22 protein-coding genes and 1 pseudogene are annotated in these 20746 nt (G+C 47.1%); 14 read left to right on the top strand and 9 right to left on the bottom strand.

Annotation, left to right across the window (positions count from 1 at the left end; all coding sequences use genetic code 11):
- Positions 1 to 128: 128 nt before the first annotated feature.
- Positions 129 to 2264 (top strand): Tex family protein, encoded by a 2136-nt coding sequence (locus QVO99_RS01880; RefSeq protein WP_022315896.1) that lies wholly within the window; start codon positions 129 to 131, stop codon positions 2262 to 2264.
- Between the two features lie 212 nt (positions 2265 to 2476).
- Here the strand turns inward: QVO99_RS01880 and rplT are convergent, their stop codons facing one another.
- The 4 genes from rplT to QVO99_RS01860 form a co-directional block, all read right to left on the bottom strand.
- Positions 2477 to 2821 carry a 50S ribosomal protein L20 gene (gene rplT, locus QVO99_RS01875; RefSeq protein ID WP_022315895.1) on the bottom strand — a complete coding sequence of 115 codons (345 nt, stop codon included), beginning with the start codon at positions 2819 to 2821 and terminating at the stop codon, positions 2477 to 2479.
- A gap of 36 nt (positions 2822 to 2857) precedes the next feature.
- Positions 2858 to 3055 (bottom strand): 50S ribosomal protein L35, encoded by a 198-nt coding sequence (gene rpmI, locus QVO99_RS01870; protein ID WP_022315894.1) that lies wholly within the window; start codon positions 3053 to 3055, stop codon positions 2858 to 2860.
- Positions 3056 to 3140: 85 nt separating this feature from the next.
- Positions 3141 to 3830 (bottom strand): translation initiation factor IF-3, encoded by a 690-nt coding sequence (infC, locus tag QVO99_RS01865; protein ID WP_022315893.1) that lies wholly within the window; start codon positions 3828 to 3830, stop codon positions 3141 to 3143.
- 275 nt (positions 3831 to 4105) lie between these two features.
- Positions 4106 to 5317 carry an OmpA family protein gene (locus tag QVO99_RS01860; protein ID WP_022315892.1) on the bottom strand — a complete coding sequence of 404 codons (1212 nt, stop codon included), beginning with the start codon at positions 5315 to 5317 and terminating at the stop codon, positions 4106 to 4108.
- 403 nt (positions 5318 to 5720) lie between these two features.
- On the opposite strand from QVO99_RS01860, the gene cobU reads away from it, so the two are divergent.
- The 9 genes from cobU (at position 5721) to trmD (ending at position 12149) form a co-directional block, all read left to right on the top strand.
- On the top strand, positions 5721 to 6248 hold the full coding sequence (gene cobU, locus QVO99_RS01855) for a bifunctional adenosylcobinamide kinase/adenosylcobinamide-phosphate guanylyltransferase (RefSeq protein ID WP_022315891.1): 528 nt from the start codon (positions 5721 to 5723) through the stop codon (positions 6246 to 6248).
- A gap of 18 nt (positions 6249 to 6266) precedes the next feature.
- Complete coding sequence (cobT, locus tag QVO99_RS01850) at positions 6267 to 7313, top strand: nicotinate-nucleotide--dimethylbenzimidazole phosphoribosyltransferase (protein ID WP_022315890.1); 1047 nt, start codon at positions 6267 to 6269, stop codon at positions 7311 to 7313.
- The gene (locus QVO99_RS01845) at positions 7288 to 8133 is read left to right on the top strand and encodes an adenosylcobinamide-GDP ribazoletransferase (RefSeq protein ID WP_022315889.1); all 846 of its coding nucleotides are present in this window, start codon (positions 7288 to 7290) and stop codon (positions 8131 to 8133) included. Before cobT ends, QVO99_RS01845 begins: the two co-directional genes overlap by 26 nt.
- Positions 8134 to 8238: 105 nt before the next feature.
- The gene (gene cobC, locus QVO99_RS01840) at positions 8239 to 8766 is read left to right on the top strand and encodes an alpha-ribazole phosphatase (RefSeq protein WP_022315888.1); all 528 of its coding nucleotides are present in this window, start codon (positions 8239 to 8241) and stop codon (positions 8764 to 8766) included.
- An 82-nt stretch (positions 8767 to 8848) separates the two neighbouring features.
- Positions 8849 to 9211, top strand: a complete 363-nt coding sequence (locus tag QVO99_RS01835; protein ID WP_022315887.1) for a CidA/LrgA family protein — start codon at positions 8849 to 8851, stop codon at positions 9209 to 9211.
- Positions 9212 to 9215: 4 nt separating this feature from the next.
- Entirely contained in the window at positions 9216 to 9920 is a 705-nt protein-coding gene (locus QVO99_RS01830; RefSeq protein WP_022315886.1) for an LrgB family protein, read from the top strand.
- A gap of 26 nt (positions 9921 to 9946) precedes the next feature.
- Entirely contained in the window at positions 9947 to 10855 is a 909-nt protein-coding gene (locus tag QVO99_RS01825; RefSeq protein ID WP_022315885.1) for an AEC family transporter, read from the top strand.
- A 152-nt stretch (positions 10856 to 11007) separates the two neighbouring features.
- Complete coding sequence (locus QVO99_RS01820; protein WP_330072000.1) at positions 11008 to 11466, top strand: HIT family protein; 459 nt, start codon at positions 11008 to 11010, stop codon at positions 11464 to 11466.
- A gap of 8 nt (positions 11467 to 11474) precedes the next feature.
- The gene (gene trmD / locus QVO99_RS01815; RefSeq protein ID WP_022315883.1) at positions 11475 to 12149 is read left to right on the top strand and encodes a tRNA (guanosine(37)-N1)-methyltransferase TrmD; all 675 of its coding nucleotides are present in this window, start codon (positions 11475 to 11477) and stop codon (positions 12147 to 12149) included.
- 245 nt (positions 12150 to 12394) lie between these two features.
- Here the strand turns inward: trmD and QVO99_RS01810 are convergent, their stop codons facing one another.
- On the bottom strand, positions 12395 to 13132 hold the full coding sequence (locus QVO99_RS01810; protein ID WP_288176868.1) for an HNH endonuclease signature motif containing protein: 738 nt from the start codon (positions 13130 to 13132) through the stop codon (positions 12395 to 12397).
- A 292-nt stretch (positions 13133 to 13424) separates the two neighbouring features.
- On the opposite strand from QVO99_RS01810, the pseudogene QVO99_RS01805 reads away from it, so the two are divergent.
- Positions 13425 to 13622 (top strand): annotated as a pseudogene (locus QVO99_RS01805) (IS982 family transposase); the annotation flags it as partial.
- 144 nt (positions 13623 to 13766) lie between these two features.
- Here QVO99_RS01805 and QVO99_RS01800 read toward each other — a convergent pair.
- The 3 genes from QVO99_RS01800 to pheS form a co-directional block, all read right to left on the bottom strand.
- A complete protein-coding gene (locus QVO99_RS01800) occupies positions 13767 to 14405 on the bottom strand; it encodes an HAD family hydrolase (protein ID WP_288176867.1) in 639 nt (212 codons plus the stop codon).
- A 16-nt stretch (positions 14406 to 14421) separates the two neighbouring features.
- A complete protein-coding gene (locus QVO99_RS01795) occupies positions 14422 to 15153 on the bottom strand; it encodes an SDR family NAD(P)-dependent oxidoreductase (RefSeq protein ID WP_022315879.1) in 732 nt (243 codons plus the stop codon).
- 185 nt (positions 15154 to 15338) lie between these two features.
- Positions 15339 to 16376 (bottom strand): phenylalanine--tRNA ligase subunit alpha, encoded by a 1038-nt coding sequence (gene pheS / locus QVO99_RS01790; protein WP_022315878.1) that lies wholly within the window; start codon positions 16374 to 16376, stop codon positions 15339 to 15341.
- 394 nt (positions 16377 to 16770) lie between these two features.
- Here pheS and QVO99_RS01785 point away from each other — a divergent pair, with 394 nt between their 5' ends.
- From QVO99_RS01785 to QVO99_RS01775, 3 genes are all read left to right on the top strand, one after another.
- On the top strand, positions 16771 to 17610 hold the full coding sequence (locus QVO99_RS01785) for a DUF4348 domain-containing protein (protein ID WP_022315877.1): 840 nt from the start codon (positions 16771 to 16773) through the stop codon (positions 17608 to 17610).
- 231 nt (positions 17611 to 17841) lie between these two features.
- Positions 17842 to 18855: a UDP-N-acetylmuramate dehydrogenase gene (gene murB, locus QVO99_RS01780; protein ID WP_022315875.1), complete on the top strand. Its 1014-nt coding sequence runs from the start codon at positions 17842 to 17844 to the stop codon at positions 18853 to 18855.
- 5 nt (positions 18856 to 18860) lie between these two features.
- Positions 18861 to 19622, top strand: a complete 762-nt coding sequence (locus tag QVO99_RS01775) for an MBL fold metallo-hydrolase (protein ID WP_022315874.1) — start codon at positions 18861 to 18863, stop codon at positions 19620 to 19622.
- 286 nt (positions 19623 to 19908) lie between these two features.
- Here the strand turns inward: QVO99_RS01775 and QVO99_RS01770 are convergent, their stop codons facing one another.
- Positions 19909 to 20709, bottom strand: coding sequence for a TrmH family RNA methyltransferase (locus tag QVO99_RS01770; RefSeq protein WP_022315873.1), 801 nt, complete (start codon positions 20707 to 20709; stop codon positions 19909 to 19911).
- Positions 20710 to 20746: the final 37 nt, after the last annotated feature.

Genomic DNA, 20746 nt, shown 5'->3' with positions numbered 1-20746 from the left:
AACTACCTTCTTAATTCACAACTAACTACCTTCTTAATTCACAACTAATTTCCATACGTTGCACAATCTTTATTATATTTTTCCGTTAACATGTAAGCAAAAAGAATAGTTGATTAAGAAATACAACAATGAACATTGAAAAATTCTCAGAAATCATAGCCGCCCGGCTATCTATCAGTCGCCGAAGTACAGAAAACACTCTCCAGTTGCTCGAAGAGGGATGCACCATCCCCTTCATCAGCCGCTACCGCAAGGAACGCACAGGAGGTCTCGACGAAGTGAAGATTGCAGCCATCAGCGACGCCTTCGACAAGCTAAAAGAAATAAGCAAACGCAAAGAAACTGTGGTGAAGACCATCACAGACCAAGGAAAGATGACAGACGCGTTGCTACAGCGCATTGACCTCTGCTGGGATGCTGACGAACTGGAAGACATTTACATGCCATTCAAACCAAAACGTCGTACCAGAGCACAGATGGCTCGCGAACAAGGATTGGAACCGCTTTCTGTAATCCTCATGATGCAAAAAGAAAACAATCCGGAAGCTGCCGCACAACGTTTCGTTAAAGATGGCGTGAAAGATATAGCGGCTGCCATTCGCGGAGCACAAGACATCATTGCCGAGACAGTGAGCGAAGACGAACGCAGCAGACAGACCGTGAGACAGGCTTTCCGCTGTGGTGCCATAATATCGTCGAAAGTTGTCAAGGCAAAGGCAGAGAGTGAAGAGGCTGCGAAATTCTCAGACTATTTCGACTTCTCCGAACCGCTACGCAGATGCTCATCCCATCGTCTGCTTGCCATGCGCCGTGGCGAAAGCGAAGGTATACTCCGAATTTCAATATCTGCCGACGATGATGAATGTACCGAGAGGCTTAAAAGATTCTTCGTCCGTGGCTACGGGCGCTGCTCCTCACTTGTGGGCGAAGCTGTTGACGACTCATACAAAAGACTTCTCAAACCTGCCATAGAAACGGAATTTGCAAATCTGAGCAAGGAAAAAGCCGATGAGGAGGCTATCGGCGTGTTTGCAGAAAACCTGCGACAGCTGTTGCTCTCTGCCCCACTTGGTCAGAAACGAGTTATGGGAGTGGACCCAGGATTCCGAACGGGATGCAAGATAGTATGTCTCGACGCACAAGGCAATCTGCTACACCACGAGGCCATATTCCCCCACCCTCCTGTAAACAAGGTTCAGCAAGCCACACAACAGATGCTTAAGATGATAAAAGATTACCGTATCGAAGCTATAGCCATTGGCAACGGTACGGCAAGTCGCGAAACCTCCGCATTCGTCCGCTCACTGCATTTCGCTGATGAAATAAAGCAGTTTGTGGTAAGTGAGGACGGTGCTTCTGTGTATTCTGCTTCTGAAACAGCACGAGAGGAATTCCCTATGGAGGACGTCACAGTACGAGGCGCTGTGTCGATAGGCAGACGACTTATGGACCCTCTTGCTGAATTAGTGAAAATAGATCCGAAAAGTATCGGTGTGGGACAATATCAGCACGACGTTGACCAGACGAAGCTCCGAAAGAGCCTTGACTTGACGGTGGAGAGTTGCGTAAACTCGGTGGGCGTAGACCTTAATACGGCAAGTCGCCATCTGCTGACATACGTCAGCGGACTGGGACCGGCATTGGCTAAGAACATAGTGGAATATCGTCGCAAAAACGGGCCGTTCCAGAGCAGAGCACAATTGAAACGCGTACCACGCCTCGGTCCGGCAGCATTTGAACAATGTGCCGGATTCCTTCGCATACCAGGAGCCCGTAATCCTCTTGACAACAGTGCTGTACATCCTGAAAGCTATAAAATAGTAGAACAGATGGCTAAAGACTGCCACTGCTCTGTTGGCGACCTGATTCTCGACAAGAAGAAGCGTGATGGCATAGACATAAAACGCTATGTGACAGACACAGTAGGTATACCTACACTCACTGACATCATCAGCGAACTGGAAAAACCGGGACGCGACCCAAGAGAACAAATTGAAGAATTTGAATTTGACAGCAGCATACAATCTATTGCCGACCTCAAGGTGGGTATGGTAGTGCCCGGTATTATCACCAACATCACCAACTTCGGTGCCTTCGTAGATATCGGCGTGCATCAGGACGGTTTGGTACACATCTCCCAACTTGCCGACCGCTACGTCAGCGACCCTACACAAGTAGTGAAGCTACACCAGCATGTCATGGTAAGAGTAGCTGAGGTTGACGAGAAGCGACATCGCATATCACTATCAATGAAAGGAATATAATAGCCTTATGCAAATAATGGAAGTTTAACGTGAATCAGCATCAATGCTTTGTCAAGACAAGGCATTGGTGCTCTTCAGCAAGAACATAGACCAGCAAACAAATAAGATATACCACAACTTTGACCGGTAGAGACAGGAATAACGAGCAATAAAAAAGCCGCATCGCGAAAATTGCAATGCAGCTTTTTTTTGGATTTATGATTGCTTATGATTTACTTCACCTTAGCAACGATAGCCTTGAAAGCCTCTGGGTTGTTTACAGCGAGGTCAGCGAGAACCTTACGGTTGATCTCGATACCAGCCTTATGCAGAGCACCCATCAGAGTAGAATAAGTCATATTCTCGAGGCGGGCAGCAGCGTTGATACGCTGAATCCACAACGCACGGAAAGTACGCTTCTTGTTGCGGCGATCGCGGTAAGCATAGGTAAGACCCTTCTCCCAAGTGTTCTTGGCTACGGTCCATACGTTCTTACGCGCTCCATAGTAACCACGTGTAAGCTTTAAAATTCTTTTTCTTTTTGCTCTTGAAGCAACATGATTTACTGATCTTGGCATAGTTTCTTCTTACTTTAAAAATGTTAGACAATAGGATTAACGGAGACGCAGCAAATCACGTACCTGCTTAACGTTGCTAGGATCAACGATTGCAGTGTGAACCAAATTACGCTTCTGCTTCTTTGTTTTCTTAGTCAGGATGTGACTGTGGTAAGCGTGACGTCTCTTAATCTTACCTGTACCAGTGAAACGAAATCTCTTCTTTGCACCGGAGTTTGTCTTTACTTTTGGCATTTTTTTAAATGTTTAAATGGTTATTTATTATGCGGTGGCAACGTATATACCAAGACGTTACGCACCTGTTATTTTCTCTTATATATTACTTCTGGAGCTTCTTCAGAGCATCGGCACCATTTTTGGCGTTAGCGAAGAGTCCTCCGTTAGCAGGAGTCTCAGCAGTTTCTGTAGCCCCCTCTTCTTTTGTCTGACCCTTGGCCTCAGCTTCACGGCGCTCTCTATCAATCTTCTGCTGACTCTTCTTGGCTACGCCGGCTTTCTTTGGAGAGAGATAGAGGAACATCTTCTTGCCTTCCAATGCAGGCATCTGCTCCACCTTGCCATATTCCTCAAGATCGTTGGCGAAACGCAACAACAGAACTTCTCCCTGCTCCTTGAAAAGGATAGAACGGCCACGGAAGAACACGAAAGCACGAACCTTGTTGCCTTCCTCGAGAAATTCCTTGGCATGCTTGAGTTTGAAGTTGTAGTCATGATCATCGGTCTGTGGTCCGAAACGAATTTCCTTGACTTCTTGTCTAACTTGCTTTGCCTTCAGTTCCTTTGCACGTTTCTTCTGCTGATAAAGGAATTTGCTATAGTCGATGATACGACATACTGGCGGTTGGGCATTTGGAGAAATCTCTACCAAATCCACGCCCTTGTCTCTTGCTATATCAAGAGCCTGACGTGTAGGCATTACGGTTGAACCATCATCTCCAACAACTCGCACTTCCCTGACGCGAATCTGTTCGTTCACGCGGTACTGGTTTTTCATTTTGTCATTCTTCATTCGACTATTTTACGTTAAGCGGCTGCAAAGTTACGACTTTTTAATGTAAATTGCAAAATTATCATTTCTTTTTTTACATATAAATAGCGAAATATCACTCTGTTAAGTGTAATTCGCATGAAAATGTCGTTACACGATATAACAAAAGAGACTTTACCTAATGACAGTCAAAAAAAAACACAAAACCAAAATAAGGAATAGCATACTACAAAAGTCCCCGTCACAATGAAGTGACGGGGACATAGTATGTAATAAATCGCTATTCAGCCAACTTATTATTTTGCGTTGTCGTTGAAAGTAGCAACACGGTTGAACTCAACCTGCTCGAAGAGCTTGTCTGTTGCACCCATTCCCTTAGTTGTAAGGCGGCTTGCAGCAATCTTGTACTTCTTGACGAGGATGTTCTTAACAGCGTCTGCACGCTTCTCAGAAAGTCTCTGGTTCAGCTCCTTAGAACCCTCTGGAGATGCATAACCCTTGATCTCTACAGTAGCCTCTGGATGATTCTTCATGTACTGAGCGATGAGCTCGATGTTAGCGTACTGAGCAGGATCAACTACAGACTTGCCCTGACGGAAGATAACTGTAGGCTGGAGGTTAGTCGCTGTAGCTGGCTTCTCATACTTAGGCTTGCTGTTGCACTCGTCGAGAGCTTTCTGGAGGTCAGCAATCTGACGGTTCTTAGCAGCGAGCTCAGAATCCTTACCGTTCAAGTCGTTGCGCAGATCGTTGATCTTAGCGTTCAAACCGTCGATCTCAGCCTGGTCGCGAACCTGTGCGATAGTGAAGTTGTGTGTACCGTTAGAGTTCTTGAACTTGTAAACAACACCTGCGTTGAGCTGGAAGTCAGCGTAGTTAGCATCGTAGCGAACGCCCTTCTTAGCGCCCTCGAGGTTCCAAACTACTGCTGGCTCAACATATACCTGCCATGCCTTGTCCTTGCCGAGGTTGAAAGCGAAGTCAAGACCAGCCTTAGATGTCAGGAAGTCTACCTTGTCAGCAGAATCCCAAGAGTTTGCATAGTAACGATCGTGATCCTCGCCACCGAATACGTGACCCCAACCAAGACCATAAACGCCGCTTACCTCGAAGAGACGTGGCTCACCTTTGTAACCGCCGAACCAGTTGCTGAAGTTGATTGTAGCGATAAGAGAGGTGTTGATTGAGTTAACCAGAGTATTTGTGTAGTTACCGAAGAGGTTGTTCATTGTACGCCCTGTATGATGAAGATCGCTGAAATAAACATTGCTCTCAGCAGCGAGACCGAATACAGGAGTGAAATAGCGACCTACGCGGATACCTGCGTTAGGAGTGATATCCTTGAGCCATGTACCGCCACAGCCGAGCTGTGAAGGATGAATACCTGTTGCAAGACCACCGTTTACACCGATGTACCAATTGTCAAAAGTCTTACTCTCAGTAACTGTCTGAGCAGATGCGGAAACTGCCAAAGCAGCAGCAGCGCACAAAGTAAAGAATTTTTTCATGTTCTTAATCTTTAAAATTAATTATAAATACAGTTTTTAAAATCTTTCTACATTCTTGAAGTGCAAAGTAAAACATTTTTCTGATAACAGCCAAACTTTTCTTAACAAATTTATTGCACAAGCTAACTTTTTACGCAAAATAGTGCAAGAATATCCACCTTATACCTATATATATTAATATGCCATCCCGAGATTGCATATAGCCAACGAATTGTCAAGAGATGATTTGACAAAAACCCCTCGCAACAAGCTCAAATAGTTATTTTTATGAAATCCATATGCAGACCAACACACTTGTCAACCATTCTCCCCATTAGCCGGTTTACTTGTCAAACTCGCCCACTTATCAAATAATCCATTGCTACCGCTGAATAATTCAGATAGTTTTACTACTTTTGCACTGATGAAACGTATCATACTAATAACTGGCGGACAACGCTCGGGAAAGAGCGTCCTCGCCGAGCGCATGGCATTGGAGCTTTCCCGCAATCCTGTGTACATCGCCACGGCTCACATTTGGGATGAAGAATTCCAGCAGCGCGTGGACAAACACAAGGAGCGCCGAGGAGAACAGTGGACCAACATCGAAGAGGAAAAACATCTCAGCAAGCTGTATATATATAATAAGGTGGCTGTGATAGACTGCCTGACTCTATGGTGTACGAATTTCTTCTTTTCTGCAGCCAACGATGAAAGCCATCAGCCTGACATCAACGAGACGCTGAAAGAGATTGAGGAAGAGTTCGACAAGTTTACCGACCAGGATGCCACATTCATCTTCGTGACCAACGAGATTGGCAGCGGAGGGGTGAGCGGCAATGCCGTACAACGCAGATTCACTGATCTGCTCGGATGGTTCAACCAATACGTTGCGGCCAAGGCTGACGACGTATACCTAACTGTAAGCGGAATTCCGGTGAAGATAAAGTAAGCAAAATATTATTCTATCATGATAAAATTCAATATAGTTTCGCCAGACCATAGCATCAAGGACGAAATACAAGACAAGATTGACAATCTGAACAAGCCGAAAGGTTCGCTGGGAATGCTCGAAGAACTGGCACTGAGGATATGCCTCGTGCAGCATTCTCTCCTCCCAACTCTCTTCCACCCCTGCCACTTGCTTTTTGGAGGTGACCACGGCATAGAGCGAGAAGGAGTCAGCCTGTCGCCAAGAGATGTGACATGGCAGCAGATGATAAACTTCACGAAAGGCGGAGGAGGTGTAAACATGTTCTGTCGCCAGCACAACTTCAAGCTCAGAATAATAGATATGGGAGTGGACTACGACCTTAGTTCTTTCCCTGAAATAAGGAACGAGAAGATTGCATGGGGAACAAAAGATTTCCTCCACGAAGCGGCAATGTCGGAAGAGGAGATGGACAAGGCTCTCTCTACGGGAGCAAAGATCATCGACGAATGTGCCGACGAAGGTTGCAACATCGTATGCATAGGCGAGATGGGAATAGCCAACACATCTCCTTCGAGCATCTGGCTGCATCTCATGGGAGGCGTACCACTTGACGACTGTGTGGGAGCCGGATCTGGAGTGGCAGGCAGTCAGTTGAGCCACAAGCATAAGGTATTGAAAGAGGCTGTGGATAAATTCAACAGGGACTTCCCCTATGCCAGCGCTACCGATATGATACGTTATTTCGGAGGTTTCGAGATGGTAGGAGCAATAGGAGCTATGCTGAGAGCCGCCGAACGCAGGATGATAGTGATGGTGGACGGTTTCATAATGTCGGCATGTATGCTTGCGGCAAGCCGCCTACATCCCGAAGTGCTCAACTACGCCATCTTCGGACACTGCGGAGACGAGCACGCCCATGCCAAGATGCTGCAGATAATGGGAGCGAAACCGATTCTGAACATCGGAATGAGATTGGGCGAAGGAACGGGAGCGTTGTGCGCCTACCCTATCATTGAGAGCAGCGTGAGGATGATAAACGAGATGAACAACTTTGAAAATGCAAATATCACTAAATACTTCTAAGTGGTGGCAGAACGTATGGGCAGCGCTCATATTCTTCACCCGACTGCCTTTCTGGCGTATCTATCAGCCGCCTAAAGAATCGTATAAAGCAGTGGTAGAATACTGGCCCATAGTGGGCTGGCTAACAGGAGGGGCTATGGCGGCAACGATATATTTCGGTTCTATGTATATGCCGCAGAACATAGCCATCGTAGCAGCGATCCTCTTGAGGATATTCATCACTGGAGCGCTGCACGAGGACGGACTGACAGACTTCGTTGACGGGTTCGGCGGAGGAGGCTCCGACAGGCAGAGGATTCTCGACATAATGAAAGACTCACGCATCGGCACGTATGGTGTGCTGGGTATAATATTCTATGAACTGCTGCTCTTTTTCAGCCTTTCGTGTATGCCTCCGATTCTTGCAGCATTGTCTGTATTCGCTGCCGACCCTTATGCCAAGATGCTCGCCGGCCAGATTATACAGATGATGCCGTATGCCAGGACTGAGGAACAATCCAAGGCAAAGAACGTATACCGACGCATGAATATCGGGGCAAGCATATGTCTCGCCTTGCAGGGACTTCTGCCTCTGGGACTGTTCTTCTATCTCACACGGCTTACACTGGAATGGGATCTGATAGTATTCGTTCCATGCGTGGTGATGTATTTCCTCTATAGACTGATATGGAAGAGACTCAAGGGATATACGGGAGACTGCTGCGGAGCACTGTTCCTCCTGATTGAACTCACTACATATCTCACCATCGCCATACTATGGTCGAATGCAATGAAGAGCGCCGCCATGGAAGGAAAGATGCTGGAGTTCATGTGGCATTAAGCCCAAATTATCAAAGACGGACGGGAAAAAGTGACCTTCATATCAGCTTGTTTGCTCGTTTGCTTGTCAACTCGTTAACTTGTCAACTCGTTAACTGAAAAAAACATGAAAGTAATATTAATCAGACACACAAGCGTAGACGTGCCGAAGGGCGTGTGCTACGGACAGACGGACGTTCCCGTGGCGGCAACGTTTACAGAAGAGGCAGAAATGACAAAGAAAGCACTCGGCGACAGAACGTTCGATGCCGTGTTCTCATCACCTCTCACCAGAGCGCGCCTGCTGGCAGACTATTGCGGTTATCCCACCCCCGTCACAGACAACCGACTCATGGAGATGAACATGGGCGACTGGGAAATGAAACGCTACGACGACATCAAGGACGACAACCTGCAGAAATGGTATGATGACTATATGCACGTTGCAACTACAAACGGTGAAAGTTTTCCGATGGTATATGAAAGGGTGGCAGGATTTCTCGACGAACTGAAGCAGAAGCCATACCGCCAGGTGGCCATCTTCGCCCACTGCGGAGTGTTGCTCTGTGCGGGCATCTACGGAGGCCTGTTCAAGGAGGAAGGATGCTTCGAACACACAGTGGAATACGGAGGGATAGAAGAAATCGAGATTTAGGAGTTCGGAATCATTCAGAACGAACTCAACAATTTTCTCCCGACCATGCAAAAGAAAAAATATTCAATTCAGGATAATAAAAATGTTTAGACAATTAGCAATCATTATTGGCTGCCTTGCCGTTGGTGAGTTCATAACATGGCTCACCGGCATCAGCGTGCCATCAAGCATCATTGGAATGCTTCTGCTCACCTTTTTGCTGAAGGTGAAAGTGATAAAACTGGAATGGGTAGAGACGATATCCAATTTCCTTGTGAAAAACATGGGCTTCTTCTTCGTGCCGCCAGGTGTGGCTCTGATGCTCTATTTCGACATTATCGGAAAAGAGATAGTGCCCATAGTGCTCGCCACGACCTTGAGCACCATGCTCGTGCTTGTGGTCACAGGCTGGACACACATCATGACAAGGAAGATAATAAAACGCATAAAAGGAAAAAAACTATAAGCAAATGGATATCCACGAATACCTCAACAACGATTATTTCCTGCTTACGCTGACGTTCGGAGTATATTTCCTCGCCAAGCTCGTAAGAAAAATGCTGCAGCTGCCGGTTTTCAATCCCATCCTGGTGAGCATAGCCTTCATGATATGCTTTCTCACGATAGCCGACATTGATTATGAAACCTACAAGTTAAGCGGTTCGAAGATAGACTTCTGGCTCAAGCCCGCCGTGGTGTCGCTCGGTGTTCCGCTATACAAGCAGCTCCACTCCATAAAGCATGAAATGGTGCCGATATTCATGTCGCAGCTCGTGGGATGCCTTGTCGGCATAGTGTCGGTCGTTGCCCTGGCACAGTATTTCGGTGCATCCCGCATCGTGGTGCTCTCGCTGGCAGCAAAATCTGTCACCACACCAATTGCAATGGAAGTGACACAGAGCATCGGCGGCATACCATCTCTCACCGCCACGATAGTGGTGTTCGTCGGCATCTTCGGAGCCATAACAGGATTCAGAATCCTCAAATACGGCCACATCGGAATGCCCTCATCCCAGGGAATCTCGCTCGGCACAGCATCACATGCCGTGGGAACATCGGCAGCTATGGAACATGGAATGGAGCATGGGGCCTATGCGTCGCTTGGACTTACGCTCAACGGCATATTCACCGCCATACTGACTCCATACATCCTGCAGATGATGGGCATCATATAACAAGTAAGACGAAACAAATCAGGATAATGGAAAATCTGGAAGTGATGGTGACTCTGTTCATCATCGTCATATTGGGCTACGTGCTATGCAAACTCGGATATATGGGCGACAAGTTCGACCAGAAACTGTCTACTATAGTTATCGACATCACCTGTCCATCGCTTATCCTCTCGTCGGTAATGGGCGACACGCTGCCCGACCGCACGCTGATTCTACCGCTGCTGGGAGTAAGCATACTGACATACATCATACTCCTGGCATTCGGATTCTTCGTACCGAGATTCATAGCCAAAGACCACGACGCCCAGGGAATGATCGGATTCACACTGATGTTTGCTAACGTTGGTTTCATCGGCTATCCCATAGTGGCATCGATATTCGGACCTCACGCCATATTCTATGCCGCCCTGCTGAACATGCCCAACACCTTCTTCATATTCACAGCCGGCGTGATGCTCATCAAGGGAGAATACAGCATCAAGCAACTCAACCCCAAGATATTGTTCTCGCCGGCAATGATAGCCGCCTTTGCCGCTGCCCTACTTGTGGCATTCAATATCCGCACTCCCGAACTGATAGCCAAGCCGGTAACGATGGTGGGCAACATAACGGTTCCGGCAGCGCTGATGATAATAGGTTCGTCGATGGCACGTCTGCCGCTACACGACATCATCGGCACCCCGAAGGTCTACGTGGCATCGCTATTGAGACTCTGCATCATTCCTCTATCGCTGTTTTTCCTATTCAAGGGTCTGGGAGTGAGCGAAGTGGTGAATGCCATAAACACCGTAGTCATTGCCATGCCGGCAGCATCCTACGGCACTATGTTCTGTCTGAAATACGGGCGCAACCCTGCTCTCATGACAGAGATCACGTTCATCACCACAGTGGCGTCGATATTCACAATACCGATGATAACGCTACTGTTCAAATAAGAGTCCGCTGTGTTGTCAGACCTTCTAAGGAGAGGTTACATTTCTCACTCAAATCGTACCAAGGTATTATTTTATCGTCACTTATTCACATTTCAGATGATTATAGCTGATGCTTGCAGTTTTTTTGCTACCTTTGCGACAAAATTGACTGGATAAGAAACTATCAACTAAAAACAAAGAAAAAAATGAATAGCGACCCAAAAGACTGTCTCTATTGCCAGAACAATGAGACATTGCACGATCTGATGATCGAAGTAGCGAAACTCAGCGTTTCACGAGTGTTCATCTTCAAGGAGCAGACCTATCATGGCCGTTGCCTCGTGGCATACAAAGACCATGTGGATGACCTGAACCTTCTGAGCGACGAGGAGCGCAACGCATTCATGGCCGATGTGGCAAAGGTGACACGTGCCATGCAGAAAGTATTCAACCCTGACAAAATTAACTATGGCGCCTATTCTGACACGCTGTCTCACCTCCACTTCCACCTGATACCGAAATACAAGGGCGGACCAGACTTCGGCGGCGTGTTCCAGATGAACCCAAAGAAAGTATATCTCACCGACGCTGAGTATACCGAAATGGCAGAGGCGCTGAAGAAGGAACTCTAACGAAAAATATGAGAATTGACATTATCACCGTGCTCCCAGCCATGATCGAAGGCTTCTGCAATGAGTCTATCCTGGCAAGGGCACAGAAGAAAGGACTGGCAGAAATCCATCTGCACAATCTGCGTGACTACTCTGCCGACAAGTGGAAAAGAGTGGACGATTATCCATACGGCGGATTTGCCGGCATGGTGATGCAGTGTGAACCTATAGACCGCTGCATCTCGGCCCTGAAAGCTGAGCGCGACTACGACGAAGTGATTTTCACCTCGCCCGACGGAGAACAGTTCAACCAGCACGTGGCAAACGACCTGTCGATGAAGCAGAACCTCATCATCCTGTGTGGCCACTACAAAGGCATCGACCATCGCATCCGCGAACATCTCATCACTCGCGAGATAAGCATCGGCGACTATGTGCTCACCGGCGGCGAGCTTGCTGCTGCCGTTATGGCAGACGCCATCGTACGTATAGTGCCGGGAGTGATAAGCGACGAGCAGAGCGCCCTGTCCGACTGTTTTCAAGACGACATGCTCTCAGCGCCTATCTACACCAGACCGGCAGAATACAAAGGCTGGAAAGTGCCCGACATACTGCTCAGCGGCAACGAGGCAAAGATAAAGGATTGGGAGATGGAGCAGAGCTACGAGAGAACGAAGCGCCTGCGACCAGACCTGCTGAAATAACAATAACCGGATGACCTTCAACCGGTAATTGTGATACCCCCCGAAAATCAATAAATATTTTCGGGGGTTATTCTGTCTTATTCATCAACAGCTTGCAGCCATTTGCTTTTAATTAGAAATATCCCATTATCATTCATAAATATTAGCAAGCCCTATTAAAACCATAAACAAACATCTTTTTACCACCTAAATTGACGAAGAGCCATAATTTATTGACTACTTTGTTATGTACCAGTTGTTTCATGCTACAAATGCAAGTTAAGTTTTACCTTTTCAATTAATCCGTTAGGATATTCAAATGACAAGGTTTTTCGATTAAAATGAGGTTTTGCCTTGTGAATGATGCGATGATAATTAGGTGACAACACCATTAAATTATCTGTACTATTATCAAGACTTTCTACGAAAGGGAGAATATGATGAGCTTCAACACAACTTACGCCATGCTGTTCACCAACATATTCACCTGTCATCTGACATCTATATCCATAAGTCATCTTCAACGACTCTCCAATCGACCGATCTAATTCGCGAACATTTTGCATTATTGATTTACGGACAACTTTAGCAGTAGGGTCTTGGCACTCTACAAATGTCTCGTATTCTTCTTCTGTCATTTGAGCAATTTCTTCCTTTGACTGTTTAATGACATCTTCAAATACAGGCTCCCAAACGAACAAGCCTGGTTCCGATGTGCCATAAACAATGACTTGAGTATCATACTTGTCGGCGATGTTAATCCTTTTATTGCTACCCTTAGGTCTTTCAGAACGTTCATCCAAACAATACCGATATTCCTTCTCGAATATTTCTTGTAATTTTCCAAGAAGCATTTTATTGCTGTCGTATTTGAACTGTAGAATTTCTGTATGATTGTACTTATTTTGATCAAAGCCGATATTATTTATCTTGGTATAGAACATTTCCCCACCTAACATTATTCTAACATCAGTGCTTTCCTTGGCATTGAGACGTTTGCCCAAAATGTCATACGTAAGTTACTGGAATACCCTTGGAATTGGTAATCCACTTGTAAGGTATGACCATTACAAAGGTCTTTTCATAAGGAATATTCTTTCTTCGTGCATCTTTCACATTTTGTTATCTTAATTCCACATAGTTTCATCATCTCAGTAACGCCAATATAATCATCGGTCATTACAGCCACTATCTTTTCTACTTAAGCGCTACTTTGGTGGTCAGACTTCTTTTCCGCAGTCCACTCCGCCATCAATGCAGCCTTCAGAATAATCTCCCGATACATCAAAGACAGCCCATCGCAAGTACAGCCTTCATACAAAATTCGTCAAAATACTTGAGTTACACAAACTTTTCTCTGAAAATCTCGTCAACGAATCGGGGAATGTTCCACATCGTGGTCCTGTTCCCAAGTTTTCTGACTTGGAGGTAGTGGCACTATTCCTGACGGCAGAGACAGAGAACATTGATAGTGAGAAGCGGTTGTTCGGCTTTTGAATTGCAAGAGTAACCATATAGTCGGAAATTCCCCCCTTAGCGTGGGGAATGAAACCCCACATTAGGGGGTTCTGTTCCCCACGCTGTGGGGGAAATTAAAGACGATAAAAGCGTTGTCACAAATAGGTCTTCAGGAATGTCTCAAAGAAGCGACATCAATTCAGAGAAGTCATCTATCAGAAAATCGGCATCAGAGAGATCTTCGCGAGTACCGTTGCCGTAAGTCACGCCACAGGTCAGTGTTCCGGCAGCACGACCCATATCAATGTCGTATGTCATATCACCTACGGTAAGTGTGGTATCAGGGGTACCTCCGGTTAATTCAAGAACTCTCAGAACCATGTCGGGTGCCGGCTTCGCCTTCTCTATATCATCCGAAGCCACAATACAAGAGATGCAATCCATAATGTCGTACTGCTCCACGTATTCCACAAGCGACTGCCGACTCCTGCTGCTGGCTATCGCCAAGGTCTTGCCTGAGGCTTTCAGTTTGCGTATGGTATCAATGACATTAGGGAAAGGCTTAACAGTCATCTCCTGTTTGTTCTCCATAAAGATGCGACGGTAAGTATCAGCACAACGTTGCCCATCAGCATCACTAATGCCAAACAGCGAGACAAAAGCCTGATACAGAGGCAGTCCGATAGTGGCGGCACACTCCTCATCGGTGCACCGTGGCAGGCGGCATTCGCATATTGTCTGTTGAAGAGTCCTGACGATAAGACTGCGCGAATCGCCCATCGTTCCGTCGAAATCAAGTATTATGGTTCTTATATTCATATACATTTTCTTTTCACTATTTCACGAACCTCAGCCTTACCCATAGACTTCTCGGCAGCAAACGCCAGAAAGCCACGAGCAGACGGTAACGCCAGTCTATCGTCACCACCTCTCTACCCTTCTCCACTGCCTTCACTATGTCGGCAGCCACACTGTCTGCCGACAGTTGCAATGGGAAATTGCTGCCGGCTATCAAGTCGGTGGCCACGAAACCAGGCCGTATATCGGTGATGCGGACAGGCAACTGACGCATCCGTGCCTGTTGCGACAAGCATTCAAGATAATGCGTCTGAAAGCGTTTCGTAGCTGAATAGGCTGGAGCTGCTCCCAGGCCTTTCGTGCCGGCAATCGACGTTATGCAGGCTATGCGTCCAGCCTTCCCGCTATCGGCAAACCAATTGTATGCAGCCGTCACCATACGCGTAAATCCCACTCCGTTTGTCTCCACAGTAGCAATCTCCTTGTCTGCTTCAAGCGAACCGTTCTGCCAACCGATGCCGGAACTATGGAAATAGAGGTCTATTCCGCCAAGTTCCCGTATCATGTCGAGCAGCTGCTGCGGTGCCTCAGCGCTTCTCACGTCGATTCTTCTGTATGCAACTATGCCTTCGGTTTCACGCATGATATCTCTGAGCCTCTCCTCACGACGCCCTGCTATGCCGACTTCATATCCGCCGGATGCCAGAAGACGTGCCACCTCAAGTCCTATGCCCGACGTGGCTCCCACAACGATGGCCTTTTTCTTCATATTCATTTCCTTTAAAGATGTTGTCTATCAGACATACGCAAGTCTTGATACGAAACGATCCCTGTCAATCAAATAATTGTCAACAGGGATCGTTAATGATATTTATCTCTTCCACCTTCACAAATACGCATCAAAGACTGGCTGCAAGCCGTCTGTTGTCTGCAGGAAGAGAGAAGATTGATTTTTTATTTAGCGCCCTCAAACTCCTCAAGGAAGCGCACATCGTTCTCAGAGAACAGACGCAGGTCTGAAACCTGATACTTCAGGTTGGTGATACGCTCCACACCGAGGCCGAAGGCATAACCGGTATATACCTTGCTGTCTATGCCGCAAAGCTCCAACACGTTGGGGTCAACCATTCCGCAGCCCAGGATTTCCACCCATCCTGTATGCTTGCAGAATCCGCAGCCCTTACCGCCGCAGATGTGGCATGAGATATCCATCTCGGCACTTGGCTCCGTGAATGGGAAATAGCTTGGACGCAGACGAATCTTTGTGTCTGCTCCGAACATCTCGCGGGCAAAGGTCAGGAGCACCTGCTTGAGGTCGGTGAACGATACGTTCTTGTCGATGTAGAGTCCCTCTATCTGATGGAAGAAGCAGTGTGCACGTGCTGTGATTGCCTCATTGCGATATACTCGTCCCGGACAGATGATACGGATAGGAGGCTGCGATGTCTCCATCACGCGTGCCTGCACCGAACTTGTGTGGCTACGAAGAAGGATGTTCTTCGTAACATCGTTTGGATTCTGCTCTATGAAGAATGTGTCCTGCATGTCGCGGGCAGGATGGTCGGCGGCGAAATTCATCTTCGTGAACACATGCAGGTCGTCTTCTGCCTCTGGTCCATCAGCAAGCACAAATCCCATACGGGAGAAAATGTCGATGATCTCGTTCTTGACGATGGTCAGCGGATGGCGTGTTCCGAGCTTTATCGGATAGGCAGTCCTTGTCAGGTCGAGTCCCTGGTCGCCGTCTTCGCTTGTTTCGATGGCATCACGCAGGGCATTGAGCCTTTCGAGAGCAGTCTGCTTGAGCTCGTTGATTTTCATTCCCACCTCTTTTTTCTGGTCGGCAGGTACATTCCTAAAATCTGCCATTACGGCATTGATCTCACCTTTCTTGCTGAGATATTTCAGGCGCAACGCCTCTATCTCCTCAGCATTCGAGGCTTTCATTTCTTTTACCTCTGCAAGGAGGCTTTCAATCTTGTCAAGTATCATATCCAAATACTATTTTTCTTGTAATTTCAAATATGGAGAAGCTCACACCATTATCATCAAAAAGATGGCAGAACCCATTTCGGGAGCAAATTTACTGCATTTTTTCGAGAAACGTGCAAATGACACGATATATTTGACTTCAGGCTGCTGGCACCACGCATAAAAAGAGACGAAAGAGCCTTATTGCATCCATTTATCCGTCAAGCCATAATGGAGGATTGGGGTTAAGACGATTTTCTGACGACGCGGAAATATCGCTCTTATGTCAAGAGTTTTAGGCTATAACGAAAATTTTAAAGAAAATGTTTGCACAGTATATGATAAAATATGTACTTTTGCGAAAATTTGAGAGTAAACATTATTCTAAAAGATTATTTCTCGGTATAATAAGACAATGAGAAAAGGATTTCTATTTGTTGTCATCACAATCGTCACGATGATGCTGACGACAACGGGATGCGCTGACAAGAAAGCATCCGGAGCCGACTCCACGATGACCGACTCCACCGACACAACAGCTGCCGACACACTGGAACAGCTCATCACGGAACAGCCGATGCCAAAGGCAGCCGATGAGTTGTTTGACGATTTCATCTTCAATTTCGCCGCAAACAAAAAGCTGCAGATGAAGAGAATCAAGTTTCCGCTGAAGGTGGTAAACGGCAAAACGGAGAAATTGCTCGAAAAGGGGCAATGGAAAATGGAACATTTCTTCATGAACCAGGGTTACTACACGCTTATCTTCGACAACCGCAAGCAGATGAAGCTCGTGAAAGACACGTCGATAAACAATGTAGTGGTGGAGAAAATCTATCTGAAGAAAAAGAAGGTGAAACAATACATCTTCAACCGCATAAACGGACAGTGGATGCTCGTGGAGGTGAACACGGGGGCGATGTATCAGAACAACAATGCCTCATTCCTCAACTTCTATCAGAAATTCGCTACCGACTCGACTTATCAGGCACACCATCTGAATTCCCCGATACATTTCAATGGTCCTGACCCTGATGATGACTTCAGCACGATGAGCGGAGACATCCTGCCAGAAACATGGCCTGCTTTCGCTCCTGAATTGCCTTCTGGATTCATATACAACATAATGTATGGACAGAAATATACGCAGAGCAACCAGAAGATTCTCGTGATGCGAGGCATTGCCAACGGTATGGAGATGGAACTGACATTCGTAAGAAGGGGCAAGAAATGGCTCCTGACACGACTCTCAGAATAAAAAAGAAAAAAATCAATAATACATGAAAGACTCCTATCGGCAGTGTTCAAATAGAACTGCCGACGGGAGTTTTTCAATTCCGACCGCACTTTTCAAAACCCAATCAGCCGACAAGACCGGTCTGAAGGATGAAAAAGGTATAGGTCAGGCAACATCAAGGAAATTACACTGCGATTTTGAAAGATTCAAGAATTCAGGATAATTAAATTTAAACTTAAAAAAAGAAAGAAAGTGAAAGATTTACGAAACTACAGTCTGGCACAGCACAACACATTTGGCATCGATGCCAAATGCAGCCGCTTCATAGAGTTCTCCAGCGTGGCGGAAGCCAAGGAGACAGTGAAGAACATAAGCGACGAGGACATGCCGTTGTTGCTTCTCGGTGGCGGAAGTAATCTGTTGCTGACAAAAGACTTCAACGGCACCGTGCTCCATTCTGCCATCAAGGGCATCAGCTCCACATTCATCGATGGCGGAGTGCTCGTGAGATGCGGCAGCGGAGAAACATGGGACGATGTCGTGGCACACTGCGTGGCACACGGATGGTATGGCACGGAAAACCTGTCGCTCATCCCTGGTGAGGTGGGTGCCTCGGCTGTACAGAACATCGGCGCGTATGGTGCTGAAGTGAAGGACATAATATACAAAGTGGAGGCTGTGGAGATTGCCACAGGCAAATCTTGCTACTTCACCAACGAACAGTGTGAGTATGCCTACCGCAAGAGCCGTTTCAAGGAGGACTGGAAGAACAAATATCTGATTACCCACGTGACCTACAAGCTGTCGCTGGTATTCAACCCGCATCTCGACTACGGCAACATCCGTGCGGAACTCGACAAGGAGGGTATCAGCGACCCGACGGCTGCCGAGCTACGCAACGCCATAATCAAGATCCGCGACGCCAAGCTGCCTGACCCTAAGGTGGAAGGCAACGCCGGCAGCTTCTTCATGAACCCCTTGGTAAGCAAGGACAAGTTCAACGAACTGCTCAAGAAATATCCACAGATGCCTCACTACGATGTGGACGACACACACGAGAAGATTCCGGCTGGATGGATGATAGACCAATGCGGATGGAAAGGCAAGACGCTGGGCAGAGCCGGAGTACACTCCAAACAGGCCCTCGTGCTCGTGAACAAGGGCGGTGCCACCGGCAATGACATCGTGGCGCTATGCGACCGCATCCGCAGCGACGTGGAAAAGAAGTTCGGCATCGACATCCATCCCGAAGTAAATATCATCTGATATATATGAAACTCACATTTCTCGGAACAGGAACATCGGTTGGTGTGCCCACGATAGGCTGCTCTTGCAAAGTTTGCAAGAGCCATGACCCTCGCGACAGGCGCACCAGATGCTCGTCAATGGTGGAAACGGAACAGACAAGGATTGTGATAGACTGCGGACCGGACTTCAGGGAACAGATGCTCAGACAGGAATTCCGCAAGATAGACGCCGTGCTCGTGACACACTCCCACTACGACCACGTAGGAGGAATGGATGATTTGCGGCCTTTCTGTCAATTCGGCGACATCAATGTCTACAGCGATTCCATTTCTGAAAAAAGTCTCCGGTCCATGATGCCATACTGCTTCGTGGAACATCCCTACCCCGGTGTGCCCAAAATCAGTCTGCATGATATTCATCCTCACCAGGAACTGAAGATCAACGAGCTGACGGTCATACCCCTACAGGTGATGCACGACAAGCTGCCTATACTGGGCTACAAGATAGGCAGGCTCGCCTACATAACAGATATGAAGACCATACCGGAGGGAGAAATCGACTATCTGCAAGACATTGACTATCTGGTGGTAAATGCCCTTCGCTTCACCAAGCCTCACCATTCCCACATGCTCGTGGACGAGGCCCTCGAGTTTGCACGCAAGACAAGCGCCAAGCAAGTGTTCCTCACCCACATGTGCCACGACATCGGACTGTTTGACGAGGCTGAGCAGAAACTTCCAGAAGGTATGCATTTGTCTTACGACGGAGAGGTGGTAGAGATATAATCCCAAAACGATCATTAGACCGTTCCATGTATTTTTTAAATACTGCTTGCAGTTTTTTGCTTTTTATAAGGCGTCTTTTGTCCGTTTTTTAATTCGCAATAGCCCGCTATTACTCATTAAAAAGCCAACTAAATCCACTCTTCTAAAAAACAAAATCCAAGCAAGCCCTAATGACCGATTTGGGATAATCCCAAAAATCGGTCATTAGAGCAATATAAAAGTATCACGAATTTGTTTTGATACTAAGCTCTAACGACCGATTTTCATTGTATGAAGAGAAACAGCGTCATCTGTTTCTCAGTTCCCAGAACGCCACAGCCGAAGCTGCCGCAACATTCAGCGAATCCACATTATACGACATCGGTATACGTGCCACATAGTCGGCTGCGTCGATGGCATACTGGGGCAGTCCGTCGCCCTCTGTGCCCATAATTATTGCAAGTTTGTTTTCAGCCTTCAACCGTTCGTCGTCAATGGCAACAGACTTGTCGGTAAGTGCCATAGCTACTGTCTTGAAACCCAGAGCGTTGAGCTCCTGCTGATAATCGTCAGACCACGTCCATGGCACAAGGAACACCGTTCCCATCGACACTCTGACAGAACGGCGGTTGAGCGGGTCGCAGGAATTGCTCGTCACCACAACGGCATCAATGCCCAAAGCCGCCGCAGAACGGAATATCGCACCGATGTTGGTATTGTCAACCACCCCGTTTATCACAGCCACACGATGTGCATCCCGGCACACATCAGCTATGCTGACAGTTGGTTTTCGACGCATAGCACACAGCACACCTCTCGTTAGCGTATATCCCGTGAGCGAAGCGAGAAGGTCACGTTCGCCTATATACACGGGGATGTCTCCGGAGCGGCGGATAATATCCTTGGCATCACCCTCGATATGCTTTTCCTCACACAAGACTGACACTGGCTCGTAGCCTGCATCCAATGCTACCTTTATCACCTTAGGGCTCTCGGCGATGAACAATCCTCCCAAATCGTCATAGAAGGATTTCAACTGACGCTCTGTCAGCGAACCGTATACTTCAAGTCCCGGCTCTGAGAGCGATGTTACTCTTATTATTGGCATAGTGTTTTATTTGTTGACAAGTTGACGAGTTGACAAG

Source organism: Prevotella sp. CAG:592, from assembly GCF_000436015.1.
GTDB classification, from domain to species: Bacteria; Bacteroidota; Bacteroidia; order Bacteroidales; family Bacteroidaceae; genus Prevotella; species Prevotella pectinovora.
This window is presented reverse-complemented; position numbering and strand designations above follow the sequence as displayed.